Source organism: Streptomyces sp. CA-294286, assembly GCF_050947155.1.
Classification (GTDB): Bacteria; Actinomycetota; Actinomycetes; order Streptomycetales; family Streptomycetaceae; genus Streptomyces.
Genome location: NZ_CP192005.1, coordinates 566,488 through 588,969, shown reverse-complemented (window position 1 = coordinate 588,969; position 22,482 = coordinate 566,488). Strand labels below are relative to the sequence as shown.

The window sequence follows — 22,482 nt, the reverse complement described above, 5'->3', positions numbered from 1 at the left end:
GGCAGTGGCCCCCGGGTTCGGCCTGACGCAGGCGCAGGAAACGCTCGCGGCACAGCCGTTCAGTGTTCTGCTCGGTGCTCGAATCGTCGCGTTCGGCGACGGCGAGGCGGTGGTGGAACTGGACGCCCGCGACGAGCTGCGCCAGCAGAACGGCTTCCTGCACGGCGGTGTCCTGGCCTACGCCGCGGACAACGCGCTCACCTTCGCGGCGGGATCCGTCCTGGGGCCTGCCGTCCTGACCGGCGGATTCTCGCTCCAGTACCTCCGGCCGGCGACCGGCCCCACCCTGAGCGCCCGCGCCTCGGTCCTGCACAGCGGACGACGGCAGGCGGCCTGCCGCTGCGAGCTGTACGCGGTGGACGGCGCGGGCGCCGAGAGGCTGTGCGCGGTGGCGCAGGGCACCGTCCTCACCGTGCAGCCGTAGCGTCCGGGGCGGTCTCGCCGCGCGCCGTCGCGCGGAACGCCAACGGGCTGGCGTGCACGCGCTGTTGGAAGAACTTGCCGAAGTTCGCGGCGTCCCGGAAGCCGAGCCGGGCGGCGACCGCGGCCGCGCTGTGGTCGCTGTGCGTCAGCAGCCGCTTGGCCTCCAGCACGACTCGCCGGTCGATGAACTCCTTCGCCCCGACCCCCGCCGCGGCCCGGGTCGCCCGCGACAGGGTGCGCGGGGCGTAGCCCAGGTCGCGGGCGTAGTCGTCGACGCGACGGGTGCGCGCGAAGTCCCTCTCCACGGCGGCCCGGAAGCGGAGGAACGCCTCGGGGCCGCCGCCGGCCGCGTCCTCCTGCCCGCCGGTGTGCGCGAGTCGCAGGGCCAGGGCGGCGAGGAGGTGGCGGAGCACGGCGAGGTGGGTCTCCAAAGGAAGCGGCGCCTCGTCCCGCAGCGACCGGAACTCGTGGTCCAGGTGGTCGAGGGCCCGCCGCAGCGCGACCCCCTCGCCGACCGCCGGACGCCGGACCGTCGGCCCGAACGGATCGTCCAGCCGGGCCGCCGCACTGGTCGCCGCGTCGAGGAAGCCCGCTTCGAACAGGACGAGGACGCCCTCCGCCCCCGACAGCCCCTCCCAGCGGTGCACCTGACCGGGCCGCACCCACAGCCACTCGCCCGGCAGCAGCCGGTACGACGCGAAGTCGACGGTCAGGGGCAGCGCACCGCCGTCGAGTACGAGGAGATGGTGGAAGTCGGGGCGGTGCGTGAGGGAGATCGACGCGGCACAGGCGTTGCGGCGCAGCCGCGCGAGCGTCAGCACCTCGACTCCGGCCGGGGCCGTATGAGGTGCGCGGAAACCGACCTCCGGGATGGGGAGACTTCCCTCCTCACCCGGTTGTCGCTTTTTCACCACCATGTGTCCGGAGCGTACCCGGCATTCAGGCGCTCCACCTCCTATGTTGGAGGGCGAGCGGGGCGGCCTCGTTCTCCGTATCCGCAGAATCACCATTCCCACATCGTTTCGGAAGGAACCCTCCCATGGCCAAGATCTCCCTCTTCGGCGCCAACGGCACCGTCGGCAGCCGTATCCTGCGCGAGGCACTCGACCGCGGCCACCACGTGACGGCCGTCGTCCGGGACCCGGCGAAGTTCACCGCGCCCGCGCACCAGAACCTCACCGTCGTCACCGGTGACGTCCTCGACCCCACGTCGGTCACCGAGGTCGCCAAGGGGCAGGACGTCCTGGTCAGCGCGGTCGGCGGCGGCGACGGACCCGGACACCTCGCGACGATCGAACCCTCGGCGAAGGCCCTGGTCGGCGGAGTGCGCGCGCTGGGCGAGGACGCGCCCCGGCTGATCGCCGTGGGCGGCGCGGGTTCGCTGCGCACCCCGGACGGCAAGCTGGTGTGGGACGCGGAGGGCCTGCCGGAGTTCCTGCTCCAGATCATGCACGCGCACGGCGACGCACTGGACTTCTACCGGACGGTCACCGACGTCGAGTGGACCAACCTCAGCCCCGCAGGGACGATCGAGCCGGGGGAGCGCACCGGGGTCTACCGTACGGACACCGACAACCTGGTCCTCGACGCCGAGGGCAACAGCCGCATCAGCACGGAGGACTACGCGGTGGCCCTGGTCGACGAGATCGAGCGCCCGCAGCACGTGGGCGAGCGGTTCACCGTCGGCTACTGAGCCCGCGGGGACCGGACGCACCGGTGGCGCGGACGTTCCCCACCGAGACCGGATGCGCCGGGTGGGGCGGACGCTCAGGCTCCGGGCATCTCCGCCACCCGGACCGGCCGGCGCTCCCGCCGGGACACCTCGCACGCCTCCGCCACCCGCAGCGCCGCCAGCGCCTCACGCCCGTCGCAGGGATTCGCGCGCTCCCCGCGTACGACGGCGAGGAACGCGTCCAGTTCCGCCTCGTACGCCGGTGCGAACCGCTCCAGGAAGCCGGACCAGGGCTTCGCCGGAGCGGGCGGGCCGGAGGTTTCCGTCGAGGTGAGGGGGGTGCGCTCGTCCAGGCCGACCGCGAGCTGGTCCAGCTCGCCGGCCAGCTCCATCCGCACGTCGTACCCGGCCCCGTTGCAGCGCGTCGAGGTCGCCGTGACGAGCGTCCCGTCGTCCAGCGTCAGGACGGCGGCGGCCGTGGCCACGTCGCCCGCCGCGGCGAACATCTCCGGTCCCGCCGCCGAGCCCGTCGCGTAGACCTCCACCACCTCGCGGCCGGTGACCCAACGCACGATGTCGAAGTCGTGGACCAGACAGTCCCGGTAGAGGCCGCCGGAGAGAGGGAGGTACGCGGCGGGCGGCGGAGCCGCGTCCGAGGAGACCGTGCGCACGGTGTGCAGCCTCCCCAGCCCACCCGTCCGCACCCGCTCGCGGGCGACCGCGTACCCGGCGTCGAAGCGCCGCATGAAGCCGATCTGCAGGACGGTTCCCGCCGCCTCGACCTCCCGCAGCGCCTCCAGGGTGCCCGGCAGGTCGAAGGCGATCGGCTTCTCGCAGAACGCGGGCAGCCCGGCCCGGGAGGCCCGGCCGATCAGCTCCGCGTGCGAGGACGTCGCCGACGCGATGACCACCGCGTCGAGATCCGCCGTCAACAGGTCCTCCGCAGGGGTGAACTCGCCCCCCACCCGCTGCGCGACCTCGGCGGCCAGGCCCGCGTCCGCGTCGGCCATCAGCAGCGAGTCCACCGCCCGGTGCCGGGCGAGAACCTCGGCGTGGAAGGAGCCGATGCGGCCCGTGCCCAAGAGTCCGATGCGCATGCCCTCCACTCGACAGCAGGCCCGGGGGGCTGTCAAGGATGTGTCCTGACAACAGGACAATGGCGTCGCCGAATGTCCGGACAAACGGACGACAGGGCGACCGTGGGCCCGGACGTGCGGCCGACGCCATGTCCTGACAACAACGGCTTCGCACCACGGGACTTGGTGACGGGCCGCCGCGGCGGGGCTACGCTCACTGCCGTGCCGAAACAAGCGACCGACCCCACCGTCGCCCTCCAGCTCGGGGTGGACCGCGCCAGTCCGGTCCCCCTGTACTTCCAGCTCGCCCAGCAGCTCGAAGCCGCCGTCGAGGAGGGCAGGCTCCCGCCCGGCAGCCTCCTCGGCAACGAGATCGAACTGGCCGCCCGCCTCGGCCTCTCCCGGCCGACCGTCCGACAGGCCATCCAGTCCCTCGTCGACAAGGGCCTGCTCGTCCGCCGCAGAGGCGTCGGCACCCAGGTCGTGCACAGCCAGGTGCGCCGCCCCCTCGAACTCAGCAGCCTGTACGACGACCTGGAGACGGCCGGGCAGAGCCCCACCACACGCGTGCTGCACAACGCCGTCGAACCCGCCGGCGCCGCGGTCGCCGCCGCACTGGGCGTCGCCGAGGGCGCCGAGGTGCACCGCGTCGACCGGCTGCGCTGCGCCCACGGCGAGCCCGTGGCGTACCTCCGCAACCACCTCCCCGCCGGACTCCTGCCGCTGCACACCATGGAACTGGAGGCCACCGGTCTCTACCGGGTGATGCGCGCCGCCGGGGTCGCCCTGCACAGCGCCCACCAGACGGTCGGGGCGCGGGCCGCAGGCGCGGAGGAGGGGGCCCTTCTGCGGGAGCACGAGGGGGCGCCGCTGCTCACGATGGAGCGCCGCACCTACGACGGCACCGGCCGCGCCGTCGAGTTCGGCGCGCACCTCTACCGGGCCTCGCGGTACGCCTTCGACTTCCAGCTCCTCGCGCGCCCGTGAGGGAACACCCGTGGGGAGGCGTCCGTGAGGATCTCGCACGGTCTCGGGCGATGTCCGGACAAGAGCATTGACGGGATCCCGCGGCCGCCGCTAGAACTCCCCCAGCCGTCAACGGGGCGGCGGGGGAGACGAGGCGGACCCGAGCATGCGTACCACCCGTACAGCACGCACCACCCGTACCGCGGCCCTCCTGGCCGCCACCTGCGCACTCACCGCGCTCGCGCTCACCGGGTGCAGCGGTTCCGGAGGCAAGGGGTCGGAGGAGAAACCGGCCCGGGGCGAGAGCGGCGGCCAGGCCGCCGGCACGCCCCGCATGAAAATCGCGATGATCACCCATTCCGGTGAGGGCGACACCTTCTGGGACATCGTGCAGAACGGCGCCAAGGCGGCCGCGGCCAAGGACAACGTCGAGTTCCTGTACTCCGCCCACAAGGAGGGCAAGGAACAGGCGCAGCTCGTCGAGGCGGCGATCGACCAGAAGGTGCACGGCATCGTCGTCACCCTCGCCAAGCCCGAGGCGGTCGGCGCGGCCGTGAAGAAGGCGGTCGCGGCAGGCATCCCCGTCGTCACCGTCAACTCGGGCGGCCGGTACTCCCCGGGCCTGGGAGCGCTCGGCCACATCGGCCAGGACGAGACGGTCGCCGGGGAGGGCGTGGGGGAGGAGCTCAACGCCCGCGGCAGGAAGAAGGCCCTGTGCGTCATCCACGAACAGGGCAACGTCTCCCTGGAAGAGCGCTGCGCCGGAGTGCGGAAGGCGTTCAAGGGCGCCGTCGAGAACCTCAACGTGGAGGGCACCAACATGCCCGCCAGCACCTCCTCCATCGAGGCCAAGCTCCAGACCGCCCAGGACATCGACGTCGTCGTCACCCTCGGTGCGCCCTTCGCGGATGCGACGGTCAAGGCGAAGGCCGGCTCCGGCAGCACCGCCGAGGTCGTCACCTTCGACCTCAACGCGGCCGTCGTGAAGAGCCTGAAGTCGAAGGAGGTCGGCTTCGCGGTCGACCAGCAGCCCTACCTCCAGGGCTACCTCGCCGTCGACGGGATCTGGCTGCACCGCACCAACGGGAACGTCCTGGGCGGTGGCCGCCCCGTCCTCACGGGCCCCGCCGTCGTCACCGCACAGGACGTGCCCGCCCTGGAGAAATACACCGCCCGCGGCACCCGGTGACACAGCCGGTGATCCGCCCGATGGCACACCCGCCCACCGCACGACGGACCCCCATGCCCGATACTTGGGCGGCCGGGGTCTGGCTCGACGCCACCCGGCCGCACCCAGGAGTACAGCGAGAAGGGCACGACGTCGTGGCAAGGGTTCGGACAGGGGTACGCGCGCTGAGCGCCGTGCTGGCGGCGGTGCTCGGGGTTTCCCTCACCGGTTGCAGCAGCACAGGTGGAAAGCGGGCCGAGGAGCGCGCGGCTGCTGCCGCCGCCCAAGGCAGGGCCGCGGTGAACACCCCCAAGTGGACCTTCGCCATGGTCACCCACTCGGGGGCCGGCGACACGTTCTGGGACATCGTCCAGAAGGGCGCCAAGCAGGCCGCGGTCAAGGACAACATCGACTTCCTCTACGCGAACAGCGCGGAGGCCCAGCAGCAGGCGCAGCTCGTCGACACGTACATCGACAAGAAGGTGGACGGCCTGATCGTCACCCTCGCCAAGCCGGACGCCATGAAAGCGGTCGTCGCCAAGGCCGTCAAGGCAGGCATCCCGGTGATCACCATCAACTCGGGCACCGCCGAGTCCAAGGCGTTCGGCGCGCTCAGCCACATCGGCCAGGACGAGACCATCGCGGGCGAGGCGGTCGGCGAGGAACTGGGCAGGCGCGCGAAGAAGAAGGCGCTGTGCGTCCTGCACGAGCGCGGCAACGTCGGCCACGAACAGCGCTGCGAAGGTCTCAAGAAGACCTTCGAGGGCACGGTGGAGAACCTCTACGTCGACGGCACCAACATGCCCGACGTGCAGGCCTCCATCGAGGCCAAGCTCCAGACGACCAAGGACATCGACTCCGTCGTCACCCTCGGCGCGCCGTTCGCGGACGCCGCGGTGCAGGCCAAGCAGCAGGCGGGCAGCGACGCCGAGATCGACACCTTCGACCTGAACGCCAAGGTCGCCGACTCCCTGGCCGCCGGCACCCTCGGCTTCGCCGTCGACCAGCAGCCCTACCTCCAGGGGTACGAGGCGGTCGACCTGCTCTGGCTGTACCGCTACAACGCGGACGTGCTCGGCGGCGGCAGGCCCGTCCTCACCGGCCCCCAGATCATCACCAAGGACAGCGCGGCCGAGCTGAAGGCGTACACGAAGCGGGGGACCCGATGACAGCGACAGCACCGGCACCACGAACGCCCGCCCCACCGGGCGGGCCCGACGAACGGCTGGTCCACACCTCGCCGCTGCGCAAGCTGATGGGCCGCCCCGAGCTCGGGTCCGTCGTCGGCGCCGTCGCCGTGTTCCTGTTCTTCTCGATCGCCGCTGACAGCTTCCTGCGGGCCTCCAGCTTCGGCACCGTCCTCTACGCGGCCTCCACGATCGGCATCATGGCGGTGCCCGTCGCCCTGCTGATGATCGGCGGCGAGTTCGACCTCTCCGCCGGTGTCATGGTGACCAGCTCCGCGCTGATCTCCTCGATGTTCAGCTACCAGATGACCGCCAACGTGTGGGTCGGCGTCCTCGTCTCGCTGCTCGTGACGCTGCTGCTGGGCGTCTTCAACGGCTTCGTGCTGACCCGGACCAAGCTGCCGAGCTTCATCATCACGCTCGGCACCTTCCTGATGCTGACCGGCCTCAACCTCGGCCTCACCAAACTCATCAGCGGCACCGTCTCCACCAAGTCCATCGGCGACATGGAGGGCTTCGAGTCCGCCAAGGCCGTCTTCGCCTCCCAGCTCACCCTCGGCCCGGTCAGCCTCAAGATCACCATCCTGTGGTGGTTCGTGCTGATCGCCCTGGCCACCTGGATCCTGCTGCGTACCCGCGCGGGCAACTGGATCTTCGCGGTCGGCGGCGAGAAGGACGCCGCCCGCGCCACCGGCGTACCCGTCAACAAGACGCGCATCGGCCTCTACATGGGCGTCGCGTTCGCCGCCTGGGTGTCGGGCCAGCACCTGCTGTTCAGCTACGACGTCGTGCAGTCCGGCGAGGGCGTCGGCAACGAGCTGACGTACATCATCGCGGCCGTCATCGGCGGCTGCCTGATCACCGGGGGCTACGGCTCCGCGGTCGGCTCGGCGGTCGGCGCGTTCATCTTCGGCATGACGAGCAAGGGCATCGTGTACGCCGAGTGGAACCCGGACTGGTTCAAGTTCTTCCTCGGAGCGATGCTCCTTCTGGCCACCCTGCTCAACGCATGGGTGCGCAAGCGAGCGGAGGCACGGTCATGAGCACAGCCGTCGACCCCGGGACCACCCCGGCGGCGCCCGGGACGCCGCTCGTCGAACTCGACCACGTGTCGAAGTTCTACGGCAACATCAAGGCCCTCGAAGGCGTCTCCCTCGAAGTGCACGCGGGCGAGATCACCTGCGTCCTCGGCGACAACGGCGCGGGCAAGTCCACCCTCATCAAGATCATCGCGGGACTGCACCAGCACGACGCGGGCACCTTCCGCATCGGGGGCGCGGACACCACCCTGGTCAACCCGCGCGACGCCCTGGACCGGGGCATCGCCACCGTCCACCAGGACCTCGCCGTCGTCCCGCTGATGCCCGTCTGGCGCAACTTCTTCCTCGGCTCCGAGCCCACGAAGGGACGCGGCCCGCTCCGCCGCCTCGACGTGCGGCTGATGCGCGAGACGACCCGCTCCGAACTGCTGCGCATGGGCATCGACCTGCGCGACGTCGACCAGCCGATCGGCACCCTCTCCGGCGGTGAACGGCAGTGCGTGGCCATCGCCCGCGCCGTGTACTTCGGCGCGAAGGTCCTCGTCCTCGACGAGCCGACGGCCGCCCTGGGCGTCAAGCAGTCCGGCGTCGTCCTGAAGTACGTCGCCGCCGCGCGCGACGCGGGCCTGGGCGTCGTCCTCATCACGCACAACCCGCACCACGCCCACCTCGTGGGCGACCGCTTCGTGCTCCTCAAGAGGGGAGCGATGTCCGGCAGCGGCACCAAGGACGGGACCACCCTCGACGAACTCACCCGGCAGATGGCCGGCGGCAGCGAACTCGACGAGCTCAGCCACGAACTGGAACGCGCCGCGGCCCCCTCCCGCCTGGGCGGCCTCCCGGCGGACGGCAAGCCGGGGAAGTAGGCGCCGCCCGGCCCCCGGAAACGGCGGAAGGAACGGCGGACGGGCCGTGGCGGGTGAGAAACGCCACGGCCCGTTTCTCTTCCCCGCCGGGCCCACCCGCCCGTCCGGACGAGTTCCGCACCCGTATGGATGGCAGAATCGGCGGCGGCGGGCGCCGTCCGCCGCCGGGCCCCCGGGCACGTTCCGAGGCGCGGCTCCCCCCACACCGCAGGGACGATCCACCGTGCGTTCCCCCCGCCCCTCCCGGCCCCACGGGACAGCGCCCCACGCGGAAGGCCCCGGCCGATGAGCAACACCTACCGTGACTTCGCCACCCGTGGCACCGCCCGCGCCACCGTGCTGCGCACCGTCGGCCCGCGCGAGCGCCGCTCCCACCTGACCGCGCCGCGCGTGCCCACCGTGGGCATCGACATCGGCGGCACGAAGGTGATGGCGGGCGTCGTCGACGCCGACGGCAACATCCTGGAGACGCTCCGCACCGAGACCCCGGACAAGTCCAAGAGCCCCAAGGTCGTCGAGGACACCATCGTCGAGCTGGTCCTGGACCTCTCCGACCGGCACGACGTGCACGCGGTCGGCATCGGCGCGGCGGGCTGGGTCGACGCGGACCGCAACAAGGTGCTCTTCGCCCCGCACCTCGCCTGGCGCAACGAACCGCTGCGCGACGCCGTCTCGGCCCGCCTGGCGGTTCCCGTCCTCGTCGACAACGACGCCAACACGGCGGCCTGGGCGGAGTGGCGGTTCGGTGCGGGACGCGGTGAGGACCACCTCGTCATGATCACCCTGGGCACCGGTATCGGCGGAGCCATCCTGGAGGACGGGCAGGTCAAACGGGGCAAGTTCGGAGTGGCCGGCGAGTTCGGCCACATGCAGGTCGTGCCCGGCGGACACCGCTGCCCGTGCGGCAACCGAGGCTGCTGGGAGCAGTACAGCTCCGGAAACGCCCTCGTCCGCGAGGCCCGCGAACTCGCCGCCGCCGACTCCCCGGTCGCGTACCACCTCATCGAGCGCGTCGGCGGCAACGTGCAGGAGATCACCGGACCGCTCATCACCGAGCTGGCCCGCGGCGGCGACGCCATGTGCGTCGAACTCCTCCAGGACATCGGCCAGTGGCTCGGCGTCGGCATCGCCAATCTCGCCGCCGCCCTCGACCCGTCCTGCTTCGTCATCGGCGGCGGGGTCAGCGCCGCCGACGACCTCCTCATCGGTCCGGCCCGGGACGCCTTCCGCCGCCATCTCACCGGGCGCGGCTACCGGCCCGAGGCCCGCATCGCCAAGGCGCAGCTGGGTCCGGAGGCCGGCATGGTCGGCGCCGCCGATCTCGCCCGCCTCGTCGCCCGCCGCTTCCGCCGCACCAACCGCCGCCGGGTGGAGCGCCACGAACGCTACGAGCGCTACGCCCAGGCCCTGCGCACCGCGACCACTCCGGGCGCCGCCCTGTCCGACCTCGCCACGACCATCGGCGCGGGCGCCACCGGCCCGGCGAACGGCCGCAGCAAGGAGAACGGCCGGAGCAGCCAGGGCCGTCGGGGCACGGAGAGCGATCCGGACGGCCGGAGCGGGCCGAGGGAGGGGAACGGCCCGAACGGTACCGGCGGCCCGGCCTCCCCGGGGGACCGGTCCGACGCGACCGCCCCGCCCGACCCGTCCCACGCCGTCGACGCACCGGCGACCGACCTTACGACCGGCACCGGACTCTCGACCGGCACCGACCGCACGACCCGCGCCGACGGCGCCGAGGGAACCACCCGATGACGTCCGCCATCCCCCGCCAGGGCCCTTCTTCCGACGGCCGCGAGGACCGCCCGCCGGAGACCCGCCGTCACGTGATCGTGCGCCGCACCCTCACCGCGCTCATCATCGTCCTGCTCATCGGCATCCCCGCCGGATACCTGGTGATCTCCGCGGAGCAGAGCCGCGACAGCGGCCGCAACAAGGAGCGCGAGGCCTCCGCCGGCGGACTGACCGTCGGCTGGCCCTCCCAGGTGCAGCGCCGGATCTACCAGCTGCCGATCCCGCTGATGGCGCAGAACCTCGCCTACTACGAGACCAACAACTGGAAGACCAGCCGGATGCACGTGCGGTTCGCCACCACGCCCGCCGACCTCGACACCTTCCTCAAGGACGTGGGCACCTCCACCGCGGCCCTCCAGGAGGGCGAGGTGACCATTCGCGAGAGCGACCGGAAGACCGTCGGCTGGGTCTTCATGCCGCACCGCCAGTGGGCCGGCCTGGTCCACAGGCAGAAGGAGCCGCTGCCCACCCTGGACATCACCGTGGACCGCACGATTCCCGAGCGTCCCTGGGTGTACGCGGTCTCCACCGCCAGTCCGTAGGACGCGCCCCGCCGCCGCACGAACGGGCGGAGGCATCCGGCCGGGTCAGGGGGTGCGGGCGGCCGTCCGCCGGAGGGCGAGCTCGCGCACGGTGGCCATGTCGCTGAACGGGATGAGTTCCCCCCGTACGGTCTGGTGCGGCTCGCTGCCCTTGCCGGCGACGAGGACGGTGTCTCCGGGGCCGGCCGCCGCCAGGGCGTGGGCGATGGCTTCGCGCCGGTCGGCGAGCTGCTCGAAGGGCGTCCCCGTCGACGCGAGGCCGGGGGCGATCTGGTCCAGGATGGCCTCCGGGTCCTCGTCGCGGGGGTTGTCCGAGGTCAGGACGCACAGGTCCGAGTGACTGCCCGCGATCCGACCCATCTCGGCACGCTTCGTGGTGTCCCGGTCGCCGCCGCAGCCGAAGACGGTGATCACCCGGCCGCGTGCGTACCCGCGGATGCTGGTGAGGACCTTGTCCAGGGAGTCGGGGGAGTGCGCGTAGTCCACCACCACGGAGGTGCCCCCGGGGGTCTCGAAGCGTTCGAACCGGCCGGGGACGGGCGGCATCTGTCCGAGCGCCGCCACCAGGGCCCCGAGGTCGTGTCCCAGCACGTGGCAGGAGACCAGCGCGGCGAGGGCGTTGGCCACCGAGTACCGGCCGGGGAACGGAATCGAGGCGGGGTACGCGCGCCCGTCGTGCAGCAGCGTGAACCGGGTGCCGGTGGCGCTCACCTCCAGGTCGGTCGCCCGGTAGTCGGCCGGCACGTCCAGCGCGTACGTGGTCACCGCACCCGGCATCATCGCCACGATCCCGGCGCCCACCGGGTCGTCGGCGTTGACCACCGCGTGCCGGCACAGCCCCTGGAAGAGCCGCAGCTTGGCGTCCCGGTAGTCGGCCATGGTCCCGTGGTCGTCCAGGTGGTCCTGGGTCAGGTTGGTGAACACCCCGACGTCGACGAACGTGCGGTCCATCCGGTACGTCAGCAGCGCCATCGACGTCGCCTCCAGCACCACGCTGCCCGTCGCACGGTCCCGCATGTACCCCAGCAGGTACTGGAGGTCGGGTGATTCGGGGGTGGTGAGCACCGACGGCGGCATGGGGACGAGCTCGTCGCCGATCCGGCTGCCGGCCGTCCCGATGACGCCCACCCTCGCCCCTGTGGAGATCCGCAGGACGGACTCGACCATGTACGAGACCGAGGTCTTGCCGTTGGTGCCGGTGATCGCCACCATGTCCATCCCGCGGCCCGGTTCGCCGAAGTACCGCGAGGCGACCACCGCGCCCGCCCGGCGGGCGTCCGGCACCCGCACGGTGCACCTGTCGGCGGGCCACGGCGTCTTTGGGAGCGTCGGGTCCGCTTCCTCGACGAGGACCGCGACGGCCCCGCGCGCGAACGCCGCCGCCACGCACGCGGGGCCGCCCTCCCGGTGTCCGGGCACGGCGACGAAGACGGATCCCGGCGTGACGCGGTCGACGTCGAAGGTGGCGCCCGCGGAGATGTCGGTGGTGCTCGGGTCGCCCTGGAGGACGTGGTGTTCCTGGCCGGCCAGCAGATCGCTCAACTTCAAGGTGAACCCTTCGGAAGTGGCCCGGCCCAGTGGATGCGGTCGCAGCCGTGCGGCAGTACCGGCGGTGGCCGGCGGCTGCGGTGGAGACGTGGAGCGGACGCGGGGAACCCGGCCGTGCGGGCGCCGGCCGGGGCGGCTCTCGGCCCGGGGGAGGGGGCCGGTGCACGGCAGGGTCGCGAGGCAGGCCGGTGCGAGAGCGAATGGGTGCTGCGCGGAGGGCAGCCGCGGTCGATGCCGCTGCCGAAGAGGGCGTGCGGGACGGGGGGACCGTGCACGCCGTGCTGCCGAAGCTACAGTCAGATCGCCGCCGGGGCCAACTACCCCTCGGCGAGGGACCCCGAGCCCGCCGTCTTCCGCCAGCTGTCACGGGCGCCGTCGTAGCTGACCAGGCCGAGGCCGGCGAAGTCGCGCAGCCATCCCTCCATCGGCCACGAACCCCAACGGCTCCGGTAGAGGGCGCCGTTGCGGAGGATGTCGTCGAGATGCTCGACCGGGGGCCGGCTCACCGGGTGGTGCTGGTGGTACGCGGGCGCGCCGCCGACCCACCACAGGCCGACTCCCCGGGAGGCCGCGGTGGAGGCGAAGTCGGTGTCCTCGCCGCCGTACCCGCTGTACTCCTCGCAGAAGCCGCCGATGTCCTGCCAGGTGCGGGAGGTCAGGGCGAAGGACAGCGACCAGAAGAGGCGGTGGTCGCCGTCGCGCAGCACCTCCGCGTCGCCGGGGACCGGCCGCCCGGGGTGCGGCGGTGCCAGGCGCGGCAGGGAGGCGAGCCGGTAGCCCTCGGGCGGAGGAGGCGGCAGGTAGGCGACCGTACCGCAGAGCAGGGCTCCGTCCACGGCGGTCTCGGCGTAGCGGGCGAGCAGCGCGGGCCCCGGTACGCAGTCCACGTCGAGGAAGACCAGCAGGCCGGCGCCGGCTGCCACGGCGTGGCGGGCGCCGGCGTTGCGGGCCGCCGCGAGCGGCAGCCGCCCGGCGGCGTCGAGCGCCACGGGCACCGTGTCCATCGCCGGGCGGCTCTCGGCCACGGCGTCCGGGACCTTGTGGTCGCCCATGGTGACGACCACGTAGTGGTCCGGACGGCGTGCCCCGGCCGCCAGTCCGGCCTGCTGGAGCCGCAGGTGCCGGTGCCGGCCGGCGACCAGGGTGATGACCGCGATCCTCCTGCTGTCCGCGGTGCTGCTCGCAGTGCTGTCGGCGGTGCTGTTCGCGGTGCTGCTCGCCGTGCTGTTTTTCGCGGTGCCGTCCGCCGCGCTGCCGCGCGATGACCGCCGCGCTTCCCGCGCGCGGTGGTCCTCCCTCCCGGGCCTCTCGGGGGTCTTCATGCCGGCTGCCGTTCCAGAGCGGTGGCCGACAGGTGGTCGAGCGCCTCGGCGGCCCGTTGGGCGCCGTCCCCCGGGGCCCACCGTGCCCACCGGTCGGCAGGCCGCTCCCGCGTACGGTCCAGCAGGCCGGCCCATTCCCCGGGCTCGGGCCAGGTCGCCCGTACGGTGGCCAGGTCGCCGGCCCGCAGGGCCTCGGCGGTCGCGCGTTGCTCGCCGTGCGGCCTGTCCTGCGGGACGACGACCGTGGGGACGCGGGCGGCGGCGCACTCGGCGACGGCGTTCTGGCCGCCGTGGGTGACGACCACGTCCGCCCGGCACAGCACCGGCCACGGGTCGTCGACCCACGTCTCGCCCGGGGCGCCCAGGACCGTCCACGTCCACCCGGGGGTGCTCGCGGCGGCCCGCCGGAAGTCGTCGCCGCCGAGGCCCGAGCCCCCGGCGCCCAGCATGACGACGACCTCCCGTGAGCCGTCGGCGGGGCGCTCGTGCGCGCGGGGGCGGCCGTCGTACCGGGAGAACGCCCCGGTGTGCACCGTCTTGTCCAGCCAGGCCCGCGGCCAGCCGGGCTCGGACAGCTCCGCGGGCCAGGGCGCGAGGAGGGCGTCGGCGACGGTGTAGCCGAGCCGGTGGGCCGGGTCGAAGCGGTCGCCGCGCATCGCCGCCGCCACGACGGGAATCCCCATGAGCCGGGCCAGCAGGGCCACTTCCACGGAGACGTCGCTCACGAACAGGGTGGGCGCGGCCCGCGTGATCCAGTCCGCGACGGCGCCCATCCGGCCCCGGAGGCCGGGGTGGTGGCGAGGGACCCAGTGCAGTGCGCCACCGGCCGTCGGATCCGCCGCCCCGGCCGCTTGCGCTCCCGGCACGGCGTCGGCGTCCCTCGGCAGGCGGACCCAGTCCCCCTCCCAGCCGTCGGGCCGGGGAAGGGAGGAGAAGCCGGTCACGGGGGTGCGCAGGTGCCCGGAGACGCACACGGCGCGGTGCAGATGGCCGCGGCCCTGGTGGTGCACGTAGTAGCCGATCATGCCGCGAGTTCCTGGTAGAGGGCGGTGTAGCCGTCCGCCATGGCGTCCAGCGTGCAGAACCGCTCGGCGCGTTCGCGTGCCGCGCGGCGGTCGAGACGGGTGACGTCGTCGACGAGTGCGGCCAGGGCGTCGATGTCGTCGGGCGGGGCCAGCAGGCCGCACTCCGGGGTGAGGATCTCGGCGAGCGCGCCCCGGTCGAAACCGCACACCGGGGTGCCGCAGGACAACGCCTCCGCGACGACCAGCCCGTACGGCTCGTCCCAGCACGGCGTCACCAGGGCCGCCGCGGACGAGCCCACGAGCGCGGCCAGCGCGCGGCGGTCCAGGTGGCCGACGTAACGGATGTCCTCGTCCAGCAGTGGCGCCACCCGCGTCTCGAAGTACTCCCGGTCCCCGACGGGCCCCGCCAGGCGCAGGGAACGGCCCGCCCTGCGGGCGGCCTCGGCGGCCAGATGCGGTCCCTTCTCCGGTACGACGCGCCCGAACCAGACCAGGTGCGGGCCGCCGGGACCGCTGGGCCACCTGGCGGGGTCGACGCCGTTGCGGATCACCCGGGCGTCGGTCACCAGCGGCTGCCAGGCGGCGGCGGTGTGCGCGCTGACCGCGGTGAACGTGAGCGCGCGTCGGCCGTCCCGCGCGGCGGCCGACGTCTGGATGGCGGATTCCAGCCAGGGCGTGGGCGGGGTGTGCAGGGTGGTCACCAGCGGCGCCCGTACGGCCGGGGCCATCGCGAGCGGCAGGTAGTGCAGGCTGTTGTTGTGCACCACGTCGAAGCGCCGCCCGGCGTCCGACGCGAGGTCCAGCATCAGCCGCAGGTACGCGTGGTGCTCCTCCATCCACCTGCGGTCCGGCATGCTGACGTCCGACCGCGCGGCCGTGCTCAGCGTCGGCCGGTGCACCGGAAGCTCCGTGACGTCGAGGGCGGGGTCGGAGCCGGGGGCCGCGAAGAGCGCGACCCGGTGGCCCCGTGCGACCAGGGCGCGCGCGAGGGACCAGGTGTGCGCCTCCAGCCCGCCGGCGAACGGCTCCCTGATGGGGAAGCGGGCGGACGCGACCATGGCGATGCGCAGGGATGCGCTCATCCCAGGAGCCCCGCGTAGATCGTGCGGTGCGCGGCGGCCACGGCGGCCCGCTCGGCCTCCCGTTCCGCCGGCGAGGCCCGCCACGCGGGGCGGACCCGGTGGGCCTCCAGCACCGCCGCGCGCAGGGACGCCTCGTCCAGGCCGTCGCGCTGGGTGTTGCCGTAGGACAGGCACCGCCGCTGCTGGGCGTAGCAGCCGCAGGACGGGGCGGCCACGGCGGTGCCGAGGTCGTGGCACGCCTCCAGCCAGCCGGAGTGGGTGCCGAACGCGTAGGGCAGTACCGAGAGGTCCAGCGACGACAGGTAGTCCCACAGCCCGTCGTCGTCGAAGTAGTCGTGCTCCTCCAGGCGCAGCCGTCCGGCGTCGGCCAGGTCGCGCAGCTCCGCCAGTACGTCGGGCGCGTGGGCGTGCGCGGCCGGGTCGCCCACCTCGTGGTGGACGTTCACCTGCAACCGGGCGTCCGGCAGGTCTGCCACCGCTTCCGCGAGAACCCGTACGACCGGCAGGAGGACCATGTTCGGGCGCAGGCTCTTGGCGTGCACGCCGACCCGGAAGCCGTCGTGGTGCGGACGCGGCCGGGACAGGCGGGGCTCCGCCACGACGTGCGGGTGGGGCAGGACGGTCGCCTCGCGCTGCCAGCGCCGCGCGATCTCGGCGGCGGCCCCGGGCGTCAGCGTGATGAGGTGGTCGGCGGCCGGTACCAGGACGTCGAGAGCGGCTTCGTGCGGTGCGGGGTCGCACTGGTGCGGGTTGCGCAGGTCGTGCACGGTGTGGATCAGCGGCTTGCCGTGCCGTCGCAACGCCTCGACGAGGGCGTCCAGTTGCGCGGGCGACTGTGCGTCGAACCCGAAGTGCAGGTGGAAGACGTCGAATTCCTCGTGGTGCGCGTCCACCCAGGCGGGGTCCAGCATGACGGGCGGCCACCAGCGCTGCGAGGTGCTGGGCGCCCCGTTGGGTCGCGGGTCGCGCAGCCGGACGACCCCGTCCGGCCGCCGCGGGTCGGAGCAGTGCCGTACGTACACGTGTCCGGCGGGTACGGACGCCACCCGGATCGTGTCGAAGAGCGCGGTGCCGCCGCTCGGGTGCCCGTACGTGTCGGCCGGTGCGTGCTGTTTCATGTGCCTGCCGCTCCTGCTCACGAGGTGGTACGAGAGTGCCGCTGCCGGTGTCCCGGGGCGTCGGCCGCGCCCGGCCGTCCGGTGGGGCACGGGTGTGCCGCCGCCGGGCGGAGCAAGCAGCCCCGGACCTCGCCCATTCCGCCACAGCCGCAGGGGCACCGCAAACCGGGGCACAACGGACGGAGTGAGGTGGGGGTGCGCGGCCGGTCCTAGAGGTACGGGGGCCCTTGACCGCGGTCCGCTGAAGGTGCGGGTCGCCACGGCGCACCGCAGGATGACAGGGCAAGCGCATGTCGTGCTTCGGACCGCAGGCACGTCGGGGCAGCGGGAGGCGGTGGCCGTCCCGGGCCGAAGGACCTCCGGTGCCACCGCGTTCCGCGGTCGTCCGGCCACCACCCGCGCGGCCCGCGGAGGTGCGTCGGCTTCCGTCGCCCGCGAGTGGGCCGCGGGCCCACGGGTACACCCGACAACGAACGCACCTCCTCAGGTGAACAACGCCGCGATGCGTGTCGATCAGTCGCCTCGCGGCCGGACACGGCAGCGAGCGGAGCGGAGGGCGATCGATGACGACGATCGGCGTCGAAGAGGAATACCTGCTGATCGACCCCGTGACGGGCCTCCCGGTGGCCCAGGCGGAGAAGGTGCGCCGCGCGACGGAGCTGGAGGACGGGGCGTCCGACCGGGGCGGGGAGGTGCAGCCGGAACTGCTCCAGGCGCAGGTCGAGGTGGCCACCCCGGTGTGCGGCACGCTGGCGGAGGTGGACGTCCACCTGCGCGGGCTGCGGCAGGCCGTCGGCACGGCGGCCGAGGCGCACGGCTGCCGCCTCGCGGCCTGCGCGACGCCCCCGCTGCGGGACAAGGACCCCGTGCCGGTCACCGACCGGGCCCGCTACCTCGCCATGCGCACCCAGGCGCCCCAGCTCGTCGCCGAGCAGCTCGTCAACGGCATGCACGTCCACGTCGCGGTGCCCGACCGGGAAGCGGGCGTGCAGGTCCTGAACCGCATCCGGGTCTGGCTGCCGACGCTGACGGCCATGGCGGTGAACTCCCCGCTGTGGGACGGCAAGGACACCGGCTTCGCCAGCTGGCGCACGGTGATCTTCGGCCGCTGGCCGGTCACCGGCGTGCCTCCGTACTTCCGGGACGCGGCGGACTACGACCGGCGGGTGCGCCACCTGCTGACCGGCGGCCTGATCGCCGACACCGGACAGGTGTACTGGCAGGCCCGCCTCTCGGAGCGCTATCCCACCGTCGAGGTGCGGTGCCTGGACGTCCAGCTGCGGGTGGACGACGCGGTCGCGCTCGCCGGGGTCACCCGGGCCCTGGTGGAGACCGCCGCGGCCGACACGGCCGCCGGCGCCCCCGCCCCCGACCCCGCGCCGGAGCTGTTGCGGGCCGCCATGTGGCATGCCGCCCGGCACGGTCTGAGTGGCGCCCTGATCGACCCGGCCGGCACGCGGCGACCCGCGGGAGACGTGCTGCGCCACCGCCTCCTGCGGCACCTCGCCCCGGCGCTCGACGCGTCCGGCGACGCCCCCCTCGTGACGGGCTGGGTGCACCGTCTCCTGCGGGACGGCACCGGAGCCGACCGGCAACGCACCGCCTTCACCGGCGGGGGCCCGGCGGCGGCCCTCGACCTGATCACCACCGAGAGCAACACGCTCTGACGGGTAGGTCCGGGAAGCCCGCGACCGTCGAGGGGCAGGCTCACCGCCGCCGGGTCAGCGCCCGCTGGGCGGCCACGGCCACGCCGTGCACCGGGCCGCGGGTGCGGAGCGCGGCGCGGGCCGCGTTGGCCCCCGGAGCGCCGTGCACCCCGCCGCCGGGGTGGGCGGACGCCGACGCGAGGTAGAGGCCCTTGACCGGGGTCTCGGGACGGCCCGTGCCCGGCACGGGACGGAAGACCAGCTGCTGGTGCAGCGACGCCGTGCCGCCGTTGATCGCCCCGTGGTGCAGGTTGGCGTTCGCCGCCTGGAGGGTGGGCGGCGCGAGGATGCGGCGCGCGCGGATCCGGTCGCGGAAGCCCGGGGCGTACCGTTCGACCTGCTCCTCCATGCGGTCGGCCATCGCCTCCTGCTCGCCCCTGTCCCAGCGGCCGGTCAGCCGGGCTTCCCCGGCGTCGCCCCGTACCTTCTGCGGCACGTGCGTATAGGCCCACGCGGACTCCGTGCCGACGGGGGAGCGGGAGGAGTCCGACGTGGTCATCTGGCCGAAGAGCAGGAACGGGCGGTCGGGGACCCGCCCGGTGGCCAGCTGGGCGGCGAAGCGGGTGAGCTCGTCGACGCCGTCGGCGAGGTGGACGGTCCCGGCCCCGGCCGCTTCGGGCGCGGTCCACGGGACCTGTCCGTCGAGCGCCCAGTCGACCTTGAAGGTCGCGAAGTCCCACTGGAAGCGCCGCAGATCGTCGTGGACGCGTGAGGGCAGGTGCTGCTCGGCGACCAGCTCCCCGTACAGCTGTGGTGCGCCGACGTCGGCCAGTACGGCGTGCCGGGCCCGGTGCGCCTGCCCGTCGGCGGTGCGGACGCCCAGCGCCCTGCCGCCCCGCACGACCACCTCGGTGACCTGCTGCCCGCAGTGCACGCTGCCGCCGCGCTCCCGCAGCCGCGCCACCAGGGCGTCGGTCAGCGCCCCGGCGCCCCCGACGGGGACCGGGAAGCCGTAGCTCTGCCCCAGCATCGACATCATCCAGCCGAAGCCGCCGCTGCCCGCCGCCTCCGGGGCGAGGTCCGCGTGCAGCGCGTTCCCGGCGAGCAACAGCCTGCCGCCCTCCCCGGCGAACCTCTCCTCACCCAGTCGCCGCACCGGCAGCAGCAGTTCCCGTACGAACCGCAGCCCGCCCGCGGCGCGGACCCGGGCGGCGAGCACGGCAGCGGAGCGCACCGGGGGGAACGGCGCGAACAGGGCGTCCAGCACGGGGCCGCCCACCCGGTCCCAGCCCGCGCACAGATCCAGCCACGACTGCCCGTCGCCGGGGGCGAAGCCCTCCAGGCTCCGGGCCGTGACGGCACGGTCGCGGTCCAGCACCGCGCAGCGCCCGTCCAGCAGGGGATGCGCGAGGACGTGCGGGGCGCGGCTCCAGCGCAGCCCGTACTCCTCCAGGCCGAGGGCGCCGATGACGGGGGAGGCGGCGGCCAGGGGGTAGAACGCGCTGAAGACGTCGCTGACGAAGTCCGGGTCGACGGCGCGGTCGCTGCGCACCGCGCCCCCCGGCTCGTCCTGCGCCTCCAGCACGGTCACCCGCCAGCCGGCGTCGGCCAGCAGGTTGGCGGCCACGAGACCGTTGGGGCCGCTGCCGACCACGACCGCGTCAGACATCGGCGCCCTGTTCGCTGCGCGCGGGCGCCGACTCCTCGACGACGCGGGCGAGCCTGCCGAGCATCAGACGATGGCGTTGTTGCATGAGGAAGTCGACCACGCCGTTGTGCAGTGCGCCGCCCACCCCGCGCAGCGGGTGTTCGTCCAGGATGACCAGCGTGTTCTCGCCCCAGGGGCGGATGTCGAAGGCGATGCGCGCACTGCCGAGAGGGCCGCTGTGCGCCTCCAGCTCCAGCGCGTGCGGAGGATCGTGGCGACGGACGACGGTGGTCCCCTCGAACTCCTTGGGACCCAGCCGGACGGTGTAGTGCAGAGTGGCTCCGGGCCGGGGCCAGACCTCCTGCCCGCTCGGACAGGTGGAGTGGGTGCCCACCACCCAGTCGGAGTAGCGGGACTCGTCCCTGAGCACCTCCCACAGGGCGTGCGGGGGGCGACGGATGAGCTGGTGCCGTACGACCACGGTTCCTCCAGACGACGGGGACGCCAACTGTCTGCTCGATCACTGCTGATCGTCGCGCAGATGTCGTATGACCGCATGCGCCCGGTTCACACCCGGCGGCCGAGCACCCGCGTCGACGCGAGGCGGGGGCGGGGACGGCGGCGCCCCGCCCCAGCCCCGTGTCCTGCGCGCCCGGCGGCAGGTCAGCGGCCCAGGGCCTTGGCCAGCTCCTGCTTGTTCATCGACGAACGGCCCTCGACGCCGCGCTTCTTCGCCTCCTCGTACAACTGGTCCTTCGTCGGGCCCTGGGAGCCGCTGTGGGAGCGCTCGCCGCCGCGCTCCGAGGCGGACTTCTTGTCCCGGGTGGACGTCTTGCTCGCCGTCTTCGACTCGCCGGCGCGGGCCCGCTCCTTGTTCACGGTGCGCGCGGCGATCTCCTTGGCGCGCTCGGTGGAGGTGCCCCGCTTCTCGGCACCCTCCTTGATGTGCTCGTACTGGCGCTCACGCTTGGGGCTGGAACCTCGGGGCATGACGGACTCCTCACGGTTTCGACGTGGTGGACGCGGGCGATCCGGTCGCCGCGTCCCTGTGGCTGTGCGCGTGCCCCGCCTTCCGGGCCGTCACACGGATCTCCCATCCGATGCGGGTCCCCCCGGATGCGCGAGCCGGACGCGGCCGGACGGGGGACCGCGGCGCCGCGCGGTCGTCGCCCCGGCGGGCGCGCCAGGGATCCGGTGGAGAGCGGCCGAAGTCTCGCAAATTCCTTAGCTCCTTTACTGCTTCGCTGGCCCCTCCGTGAAGACGAAGGGGTAGGGAATGGCCAAGCGCGCGCTGATCACTGGTGTGACCGGACAGGACGGGTCGTATCTGGCGGAGCATCTGCTCTCCATGGGGTACCGGGTCTGGGGACTGACCAGGGGGCAGGCGAATCCGCGAAAGGACCGGGTCAGCCAACTGGTCCCCGACCTCGAATTCGTGCACGGGGATCTGATGGACCAGGGCAGCCTGGTCACGGCGGTCAATACCGTGCAGCCGGACGAGGTCTACAACTTGGGGGCGATCTCCTTCGTTCCGATGTCCTGGCAGCAGCCGGAACTGGTCACCGAAGTCAACGGAACCGGCGTTCTGCGGATGCTGGAGGCGATCCGGATCGTCAGCGGGCTGACCAAGCCGTCGGCGAGCAGCGTGGTCGACGGACAGATCCGCTTCTACCAGGCCTCGTCGTCCGAGATGTTCGGCATGGTGACGCAGTCGCCGCAGAGCGAGACGACCTCCTTCCACCCGCGCAGCCCCTACGGCGTGGTGAAGACGTACGGCCACTACATGACGCGGAATTACCGGGAGTCCTACGGCATGTACGCCGTGTCCGGCATTCTGTTCAACCACGAGTCGCCCCGACGCGGCGCGGAGTTCGTGACCCGGAAGATCTCGCTGGCCGTCGCGCAGATAAAGCTCGGTCTCCAGGAGAAACTGCACCTCGGAAATCTCGACGCGGTGCGTGACTGGGGATACGCCGGGGACTACGTCCGTGCCATGCACCTGATGCTCCAGCAGGATCAGCCGGACGATTACGTGGTCGGCACGGGCCAGATGCATTCGGTGCGCGACGCGGCCCGGATCGCCTTCGAATGCGTGGGGCTGAACTGGGAGGACCACGTGTCCGTGGACCCCGGACTCGTGCGCCCCGCGGAGGTGGAGACCCTCTGTGCCGACTACTCCCACGCCCGTACGCACCTGGGCTGGGAACCGGAGGTGGACTTCCCCGAACTCATGCGGATGATGGTGGAGTCGGACCTGCGGCAGGCCCGCCTGGTGAGCGGACAGCGCGCGGAACTCTCGGGGGCGAGCTGGTAGCGGGGCGGCCCGGAATCGCGCATCGGGCCGGCGGACAGCCAGGGG

General features: G+C 73.2%; 20 protein-coding genes and 1 pseudogene. 11 read left to right on the top strand and 10 right to left on the bottom strand.

The annotated features are described in order from the left end of the window. Positions 1-4 precede the first annotated feature (4 nt). Positions 5-424, top strand: a complete 420-nt coding sequence (locus ACQPZG_RS07450) for a PaaI family thioesterase (protein WP_433545034.1) — start codon at positions 5-7, stop codon at positions 422-424. Here the strand turns inward: ACQPZG_RS07450 and ACQPZG_RS07445 are convergent. Then, entirely contained in the window at positions 408-1,337 is a 930-nt protein-coding gene (locus ACQPZG_RS07445; protein ID WP_433549298.1) for a helix-turn-helix domain-containing protein, read from the bottom strand. The two genes, ACQPZG_RS07450 and ACQPZG_RS07445, sit on opposite strands and share 17 nt — an antisense overlap. Positions 1,338-1,462: 125 nt before the next feature. On the opposite strand from ACQPZG_RS07445, the gene ACQPZG_RS07440 reads away from it, so the two are divergent. After that, positions 1,463-2,116, top strand: a complete 654-nt coding sequence (locus ACQPZG_RS07440; RefSeq protein WP_433545033.1) for an NAD(P)-dependent oxidoreductase — start codon at positions 1,463-1,465, stop codon at positions 2,114-2,116. A gap of 74 nt (positions 2,117-2,190) precedes the next feature. Here ACQPZG_RS07440 and ACQPZG_RS07435 read toward each other — a convergent pair whose 3' ends face one another. Beyond that, positions 2,191-3,192 carry a Gfo/Idh/MocA family protein gene (locus tag ACQPZG_RS07435; protein WP_433545032.1) on the bottom strand — a complete coding sequence of 334 codons (1,002 nt, stop codon included), beginning with the start codon at positions 3,190-3,192 and terminating at the stop codon, positions 2,191-2,193. A gap of 201 nt (positions 3,193-3,393) precedes the next feature. Here ACQPZG_RS07435 and ACQPZG_RS07430 point away from each other — a divergent pair, with 201 nt between their 5' ends. The 7 genes and pseudogenes from ACQPZG_RS07430 (at position 3,394) to ACQPZG_RS07400 (ending at position 10,734) form a co-directional block, all read left to right on the top strand. Then, the gene (locus tag ACQPZG_RS07430; RefSeq protein ID WP_433545031.1) at positions 3,394-4,158 is read left to right on the top strand and encodes a GntR family transcriptional regulator; all 765 of its coding nucleotides are present in this window, start codon (positions 3,394-3,396) and stop codon (positions 4,156-4,158) included. 145 nt (positions 4,159-4,303) lie between these two features. Next, a complete protein-coding gene (locus ACQPZG_RS07425; RefSeq protein ID WP_433545030.1) occupies positions 4,304-5,326 on the top strand; it encodes a substrate-binding domain-containing protein in 1,023 nt (340 codons plus the stop codon). A 134-nt stretch (positions 5,327-5,460) separates the two neighbouring features. After that, positions 5,461-6,474 (top strand): sugar ABC transporter substrate-binding protein, encoded by a 1,014-nt coding sequence (locus tag ACQPZG_RS07420; RefSeq protein ID WP_433545029.1) that lies wholly within the window; start codon positions 5,461-5,463, stop codon positions 6,472-6,474. After that, complete coding sequence (locus tag ACQPZG_RS07415; RefSeq protein ID WP_433545028.1) at positions 6,471-7,535, top strand: ABC transporter permease; 1,065 nt, start codon at positions 6,471-6,473, stop codon at positions 7,533-7,535. Before ACQPZG_RS07420 ends, ACQPZG_RS07415 begins: the two co-directional genes overlap by 4 nt. Continuing rightward, positions 7,532-8,398, top strand: coding sequence for an ATP-binding cassette domain-containing protein (locus ACQPZG_RS07410; protein ID WP_433545027.1), 867 nt, complete (start codon positions 7,532-7,534; stop codon positions 8,396-8,398). The genes ACQPZG_RS07415 and ACQPZG_RS07410 overlap by 4 nt, the downstream gene beginning before the upstream one ends. A gap of 285 nt (positions 8,399-8,683) precedes the next feature. After that, positions 8,684-9,817 (top strand): annotated as a pseudogene (locus tag ACQPZG_RS07405) (ROK family glucokinase); the annotation flags it as partial. Between the two features lie 332 nt (positions 9,818-10,149). Then, the gene (locus ACQPZG_RS07400; protein WP_433545026.1) at positions 10,150-10,734 is read left to right on the top strand and encodes a hypothetical protein; all 585 of its coding nucleotides are present in this window, start codon (positions 10,150-10,152) and stop codon (positions 10,732-10,734) included. A 45-nt stretch (positions 10,735-10,779) separates the two neighbouring features. Here ACQPZG_RS07400 and ACQPZG_RS07395 read toward each other — a convergent pair whose 3' ends face one another. The 5 genes from ACQPZG_RS07395 to ACQPZG_RS07375 all read right to left on the bottom strand — a co-directional run bounded on the left by ACQPZG_RS07395 (position 10,780) and on the right by ACQPZG_RS07375 (position 16,829). Then, positions 10,780-12,282 carry a UDP-N-acetylmuramoyl-L-alanyl-D-glutamate--2,6-diaminopimelate ligase gene (locus tag ACQPZG_RS07395; RefSeq protein ID WP_433545025.1) on the bottom strand — a complete coding sequence of 501 codons (1,503 nt, stop codon included), beginning with the start codon at positions 12,280-12,282 and terminating at the stop codon, positions 10,780-10,782. A gap of 317 nt (positions 12,283-12,599) precedes the next feature. Continuing rightward, complete coding sequence (locus ACQPZG_RS07390) at positions 12,600-13,604, bottom strand: glycosyltransferase family 2 protein (RefSeq protein ID WP_433545024.1); 1,005 nt, start codon at positions 13,602-13,604, stop codon at positions 12,600-12,602. Beyond that, entirely contained in the window at positions 13,601-14,629 is a 1,029-nt protein-coding gene (locus ACQPZG_RS07385; protein WP_433545023.1) for a glycosyltransferase, read from the bottom strand. The genes ACQPZG_RS07390 and ACQPZG_RS07385 overlap by 4 nt, the downstream gene beginning before the upstream one ends. Next, positions 14,626-15,711, bottom strand: coding sequence for a glycosyltransferase (locus tag ACQPZG_RS07380; RefSeq protein WP_433545022.1), 1,086 nt, complete (start codon positions 15,709-15,711; stop codon positions 14,626-14,628). The genes ACQPZG_RS07385 and ACQPZG_RS07380 overlap by 4 nt, the downstream gene beginning before the upstream one ends. Further along, on the bottom strand, positions 15,708-16,829 hold the full coding sequence (locus ACQPZG_RS07375; protein WP_433545021.1) for a glycosyltransferase family 1 protein: 1,122 nt from the start codon (positions 16,827-16,829) through the stop codon (positions 15,708-15,710). The genes ACQPZG_RS07380 and ACQPZG_RS07375 overlap by 4 nt, the downstream gene beginning before the upstream one ends. Positions 16,830-17,392: 563 nt before the next feature. On the opposite strand from ACQPZG_RS07375, the gene ACQPZG_RS07370 reads away from it, so the two are divergent. Next, complete coding sequence (locus ACQPZG_RS07370) at positions 17,393-18,496, top strand: carboxylate-amine ligase (protein ID WP_433545020.1); 1,104 nt, start codon at positions 17,393-17,395, stop codon at positions 18,494-18,496. Positions 18,497-18,536: 40 nt separating this feature from the next. On the opposite strand, the gene ACQPZG_RS07365 is transcribed toward ACQPZG_RS07370, so the two are convergent. The 3 genes from ACQPZG_RS07365 to ACQPZG_RS07355 all read right to left on the bottom strand — a co-directional run bounded on the left by ACQPZG_RS07365 (position 18,537) and on the right by ACQPZG_RS07355 (position 21,113). Further along, complete coding sequence (locus ACQPZG_RS07365) at positions 18,537-20,144, bottom strand: phytoene desaturase family protein (RefSeq protein WP_433545019.1); 1,608 nt, start codon at positions 20,142-20,144, stop codon at positions 18,537-18,539. After that, a complete protein-coding gene (locus tag ACQPZG_RS07360; RefSeq protein ID WP_433545018.1) occupies positions 20,137-20,604 on the bottom strand; it encodes an SRPBCC family protein in 468 nt (155 codons plus the stop codon). Before ACQPZG_RS07360 ends, ACQPZG_RS07365 begins: the two co-directional genes overlap by 8 nt. A gap of 182 nt (positions 20,605-20,786) precedes the next feature. After that, positions 20,787-21,113: a plasmid stabilization protein gene (locus tag ACQPZG_RS07355; protein WP_433545017.1), complete on the bottom strand. Its 327-nt coding sequence runs from the start codon at positions 21,111-21,113 to the stop codon at positions 20,787-20,789. 286 nt (positions 21,114-21,399) lie between these two features. Between ACQPZG_RS07355 and ACQPZG_RS07350 the strand changes: the two genes are divergently transcribed. Then, positions 21,400-22,437 carry a GDP-mannose 4,6-dehydratase gene (locus tag ACQPZG_RS07350; RefSeq protein ID WP_433545016.1) on the top strand — a complete coding sequence of 346 codons (1,038 nt, stop codon included), beginning with the start codon at positions 21,400-21,402 and terminating at the stop codon, positions 22,435-22,437. The last annotated feature ends 45 nt before the right edge of the window (positions 22,438-22,482 follow it).

What these genes read in the sequence shown, in the direction of transcription:
- ACQPZG_RS07355 (WP_433545017.1), bottom strand. Translation starts at nt 21,113, where the DNA reads ATGCCCCGAGGTTCCAGCCCCAAGCGTGAGCGCCAGTACGAGCACATC.
- ACQPZG_RS07350 (WP_433545016.1), top strand. Translation starts at nt 21,400, where the DNA reads ATGGCCAAGCGCGCGCTGATCACTGGTGTGACCGGACAGGACGGGTCG.
- ACQPZG_RS07375 (WP_433545021.1), bottom strand. Translation starts at nt 16,829, where the DNA reads ATGAAACAGCACGCACCGGCCGACACGTACGGGCACCCGAGCGGCGGC.
- ACQPZG_RS07400 (WP_433545026.1), top strand. Translation starts at nt 10,150, where the DNA reads ATGACGTCCGCCATCCCCCGCCAGGGCCCTTCTTCCGACGGCCGCGAG.
- ACQPZG_RS07385 (WP_433545023.1), bottom strand. Translation starts at nt 14,629, where the DNA reads ATGATCGGCTACTACGTGCACCACCAGGGCCGCGGCCATCTGCACCGC.
- ACQPZG_RS07440 (WP_433545033.1), top strand. Translation starts at nt 1,463, where the DNA reads ATGGCCAAGATCTCCCTCTTCGGCGCCAACGGCACCGTCGGCAGCCGT.
- ACQPZG_RS07435 (WP_433545032.1), bottom strand. Translation starts at nt 3,192, where the DNA reads ATGCGCATCGGACTCTTGGGCACGGGCCGCATCGGCTCCTTCCACGCC.
- ACQPZG_RS07380 (WP_433545022.1), bottom strand. Translation starts at nt 15,711, where the DNA reads ATGAGCGCATCCCTGCGCATCGCCATGGTCGCGTCCGCCCGCTTCCCC.
- ACQPZG_RS07365 (WP_433545019.1), bottom strand. Translation starts at nt 20,144, where the DNA reads ATGTCTGACGCGGTCGTGGTCGGCAGCGGCCCCAACGGTCTCGTGGCC.
- ACQPZG_RS07425 (WP_433545030.1), top strand. Translation starts at nt 4,304, where the DNA reads ATGCGTACCACCCGTACAGCACGCACCACCCGTACCGCGGCCCTCCTG.
- ACQPZG_RS07390 (WP_433545024.1), bottom strand. Translation starts at nt 13,604, where the DNA reads ATGAAGACCCCCGAGAGGCCCGGGAGGGAGGACCACCGCGCGCGGGAA.
- ACQPZG_RS07370 (WP_433545020.1), top strand. Translation starts at nt 17,393, where the DNA reads ATGACGACGATCGGCGTCGAAGAGGAATACCTGCTGATCGACCCCGTG.
- ACQPZG_RS07415 (WP_433545028.1), top strand. Translation starts at nt 6,471, where the DNA reads ATGACAGCGACAGCACCGGCACCACGAACGCCCGCCCCACCGGGCGGG.
- ACQPZG_RS07410 (WP_433545027.1), top strand. Translation starts at nt 7,532, where the DNA reads ATGAGCACAGCCGTCGACCCCGGGACCACCCCGGCGGCGCCCGGGACG.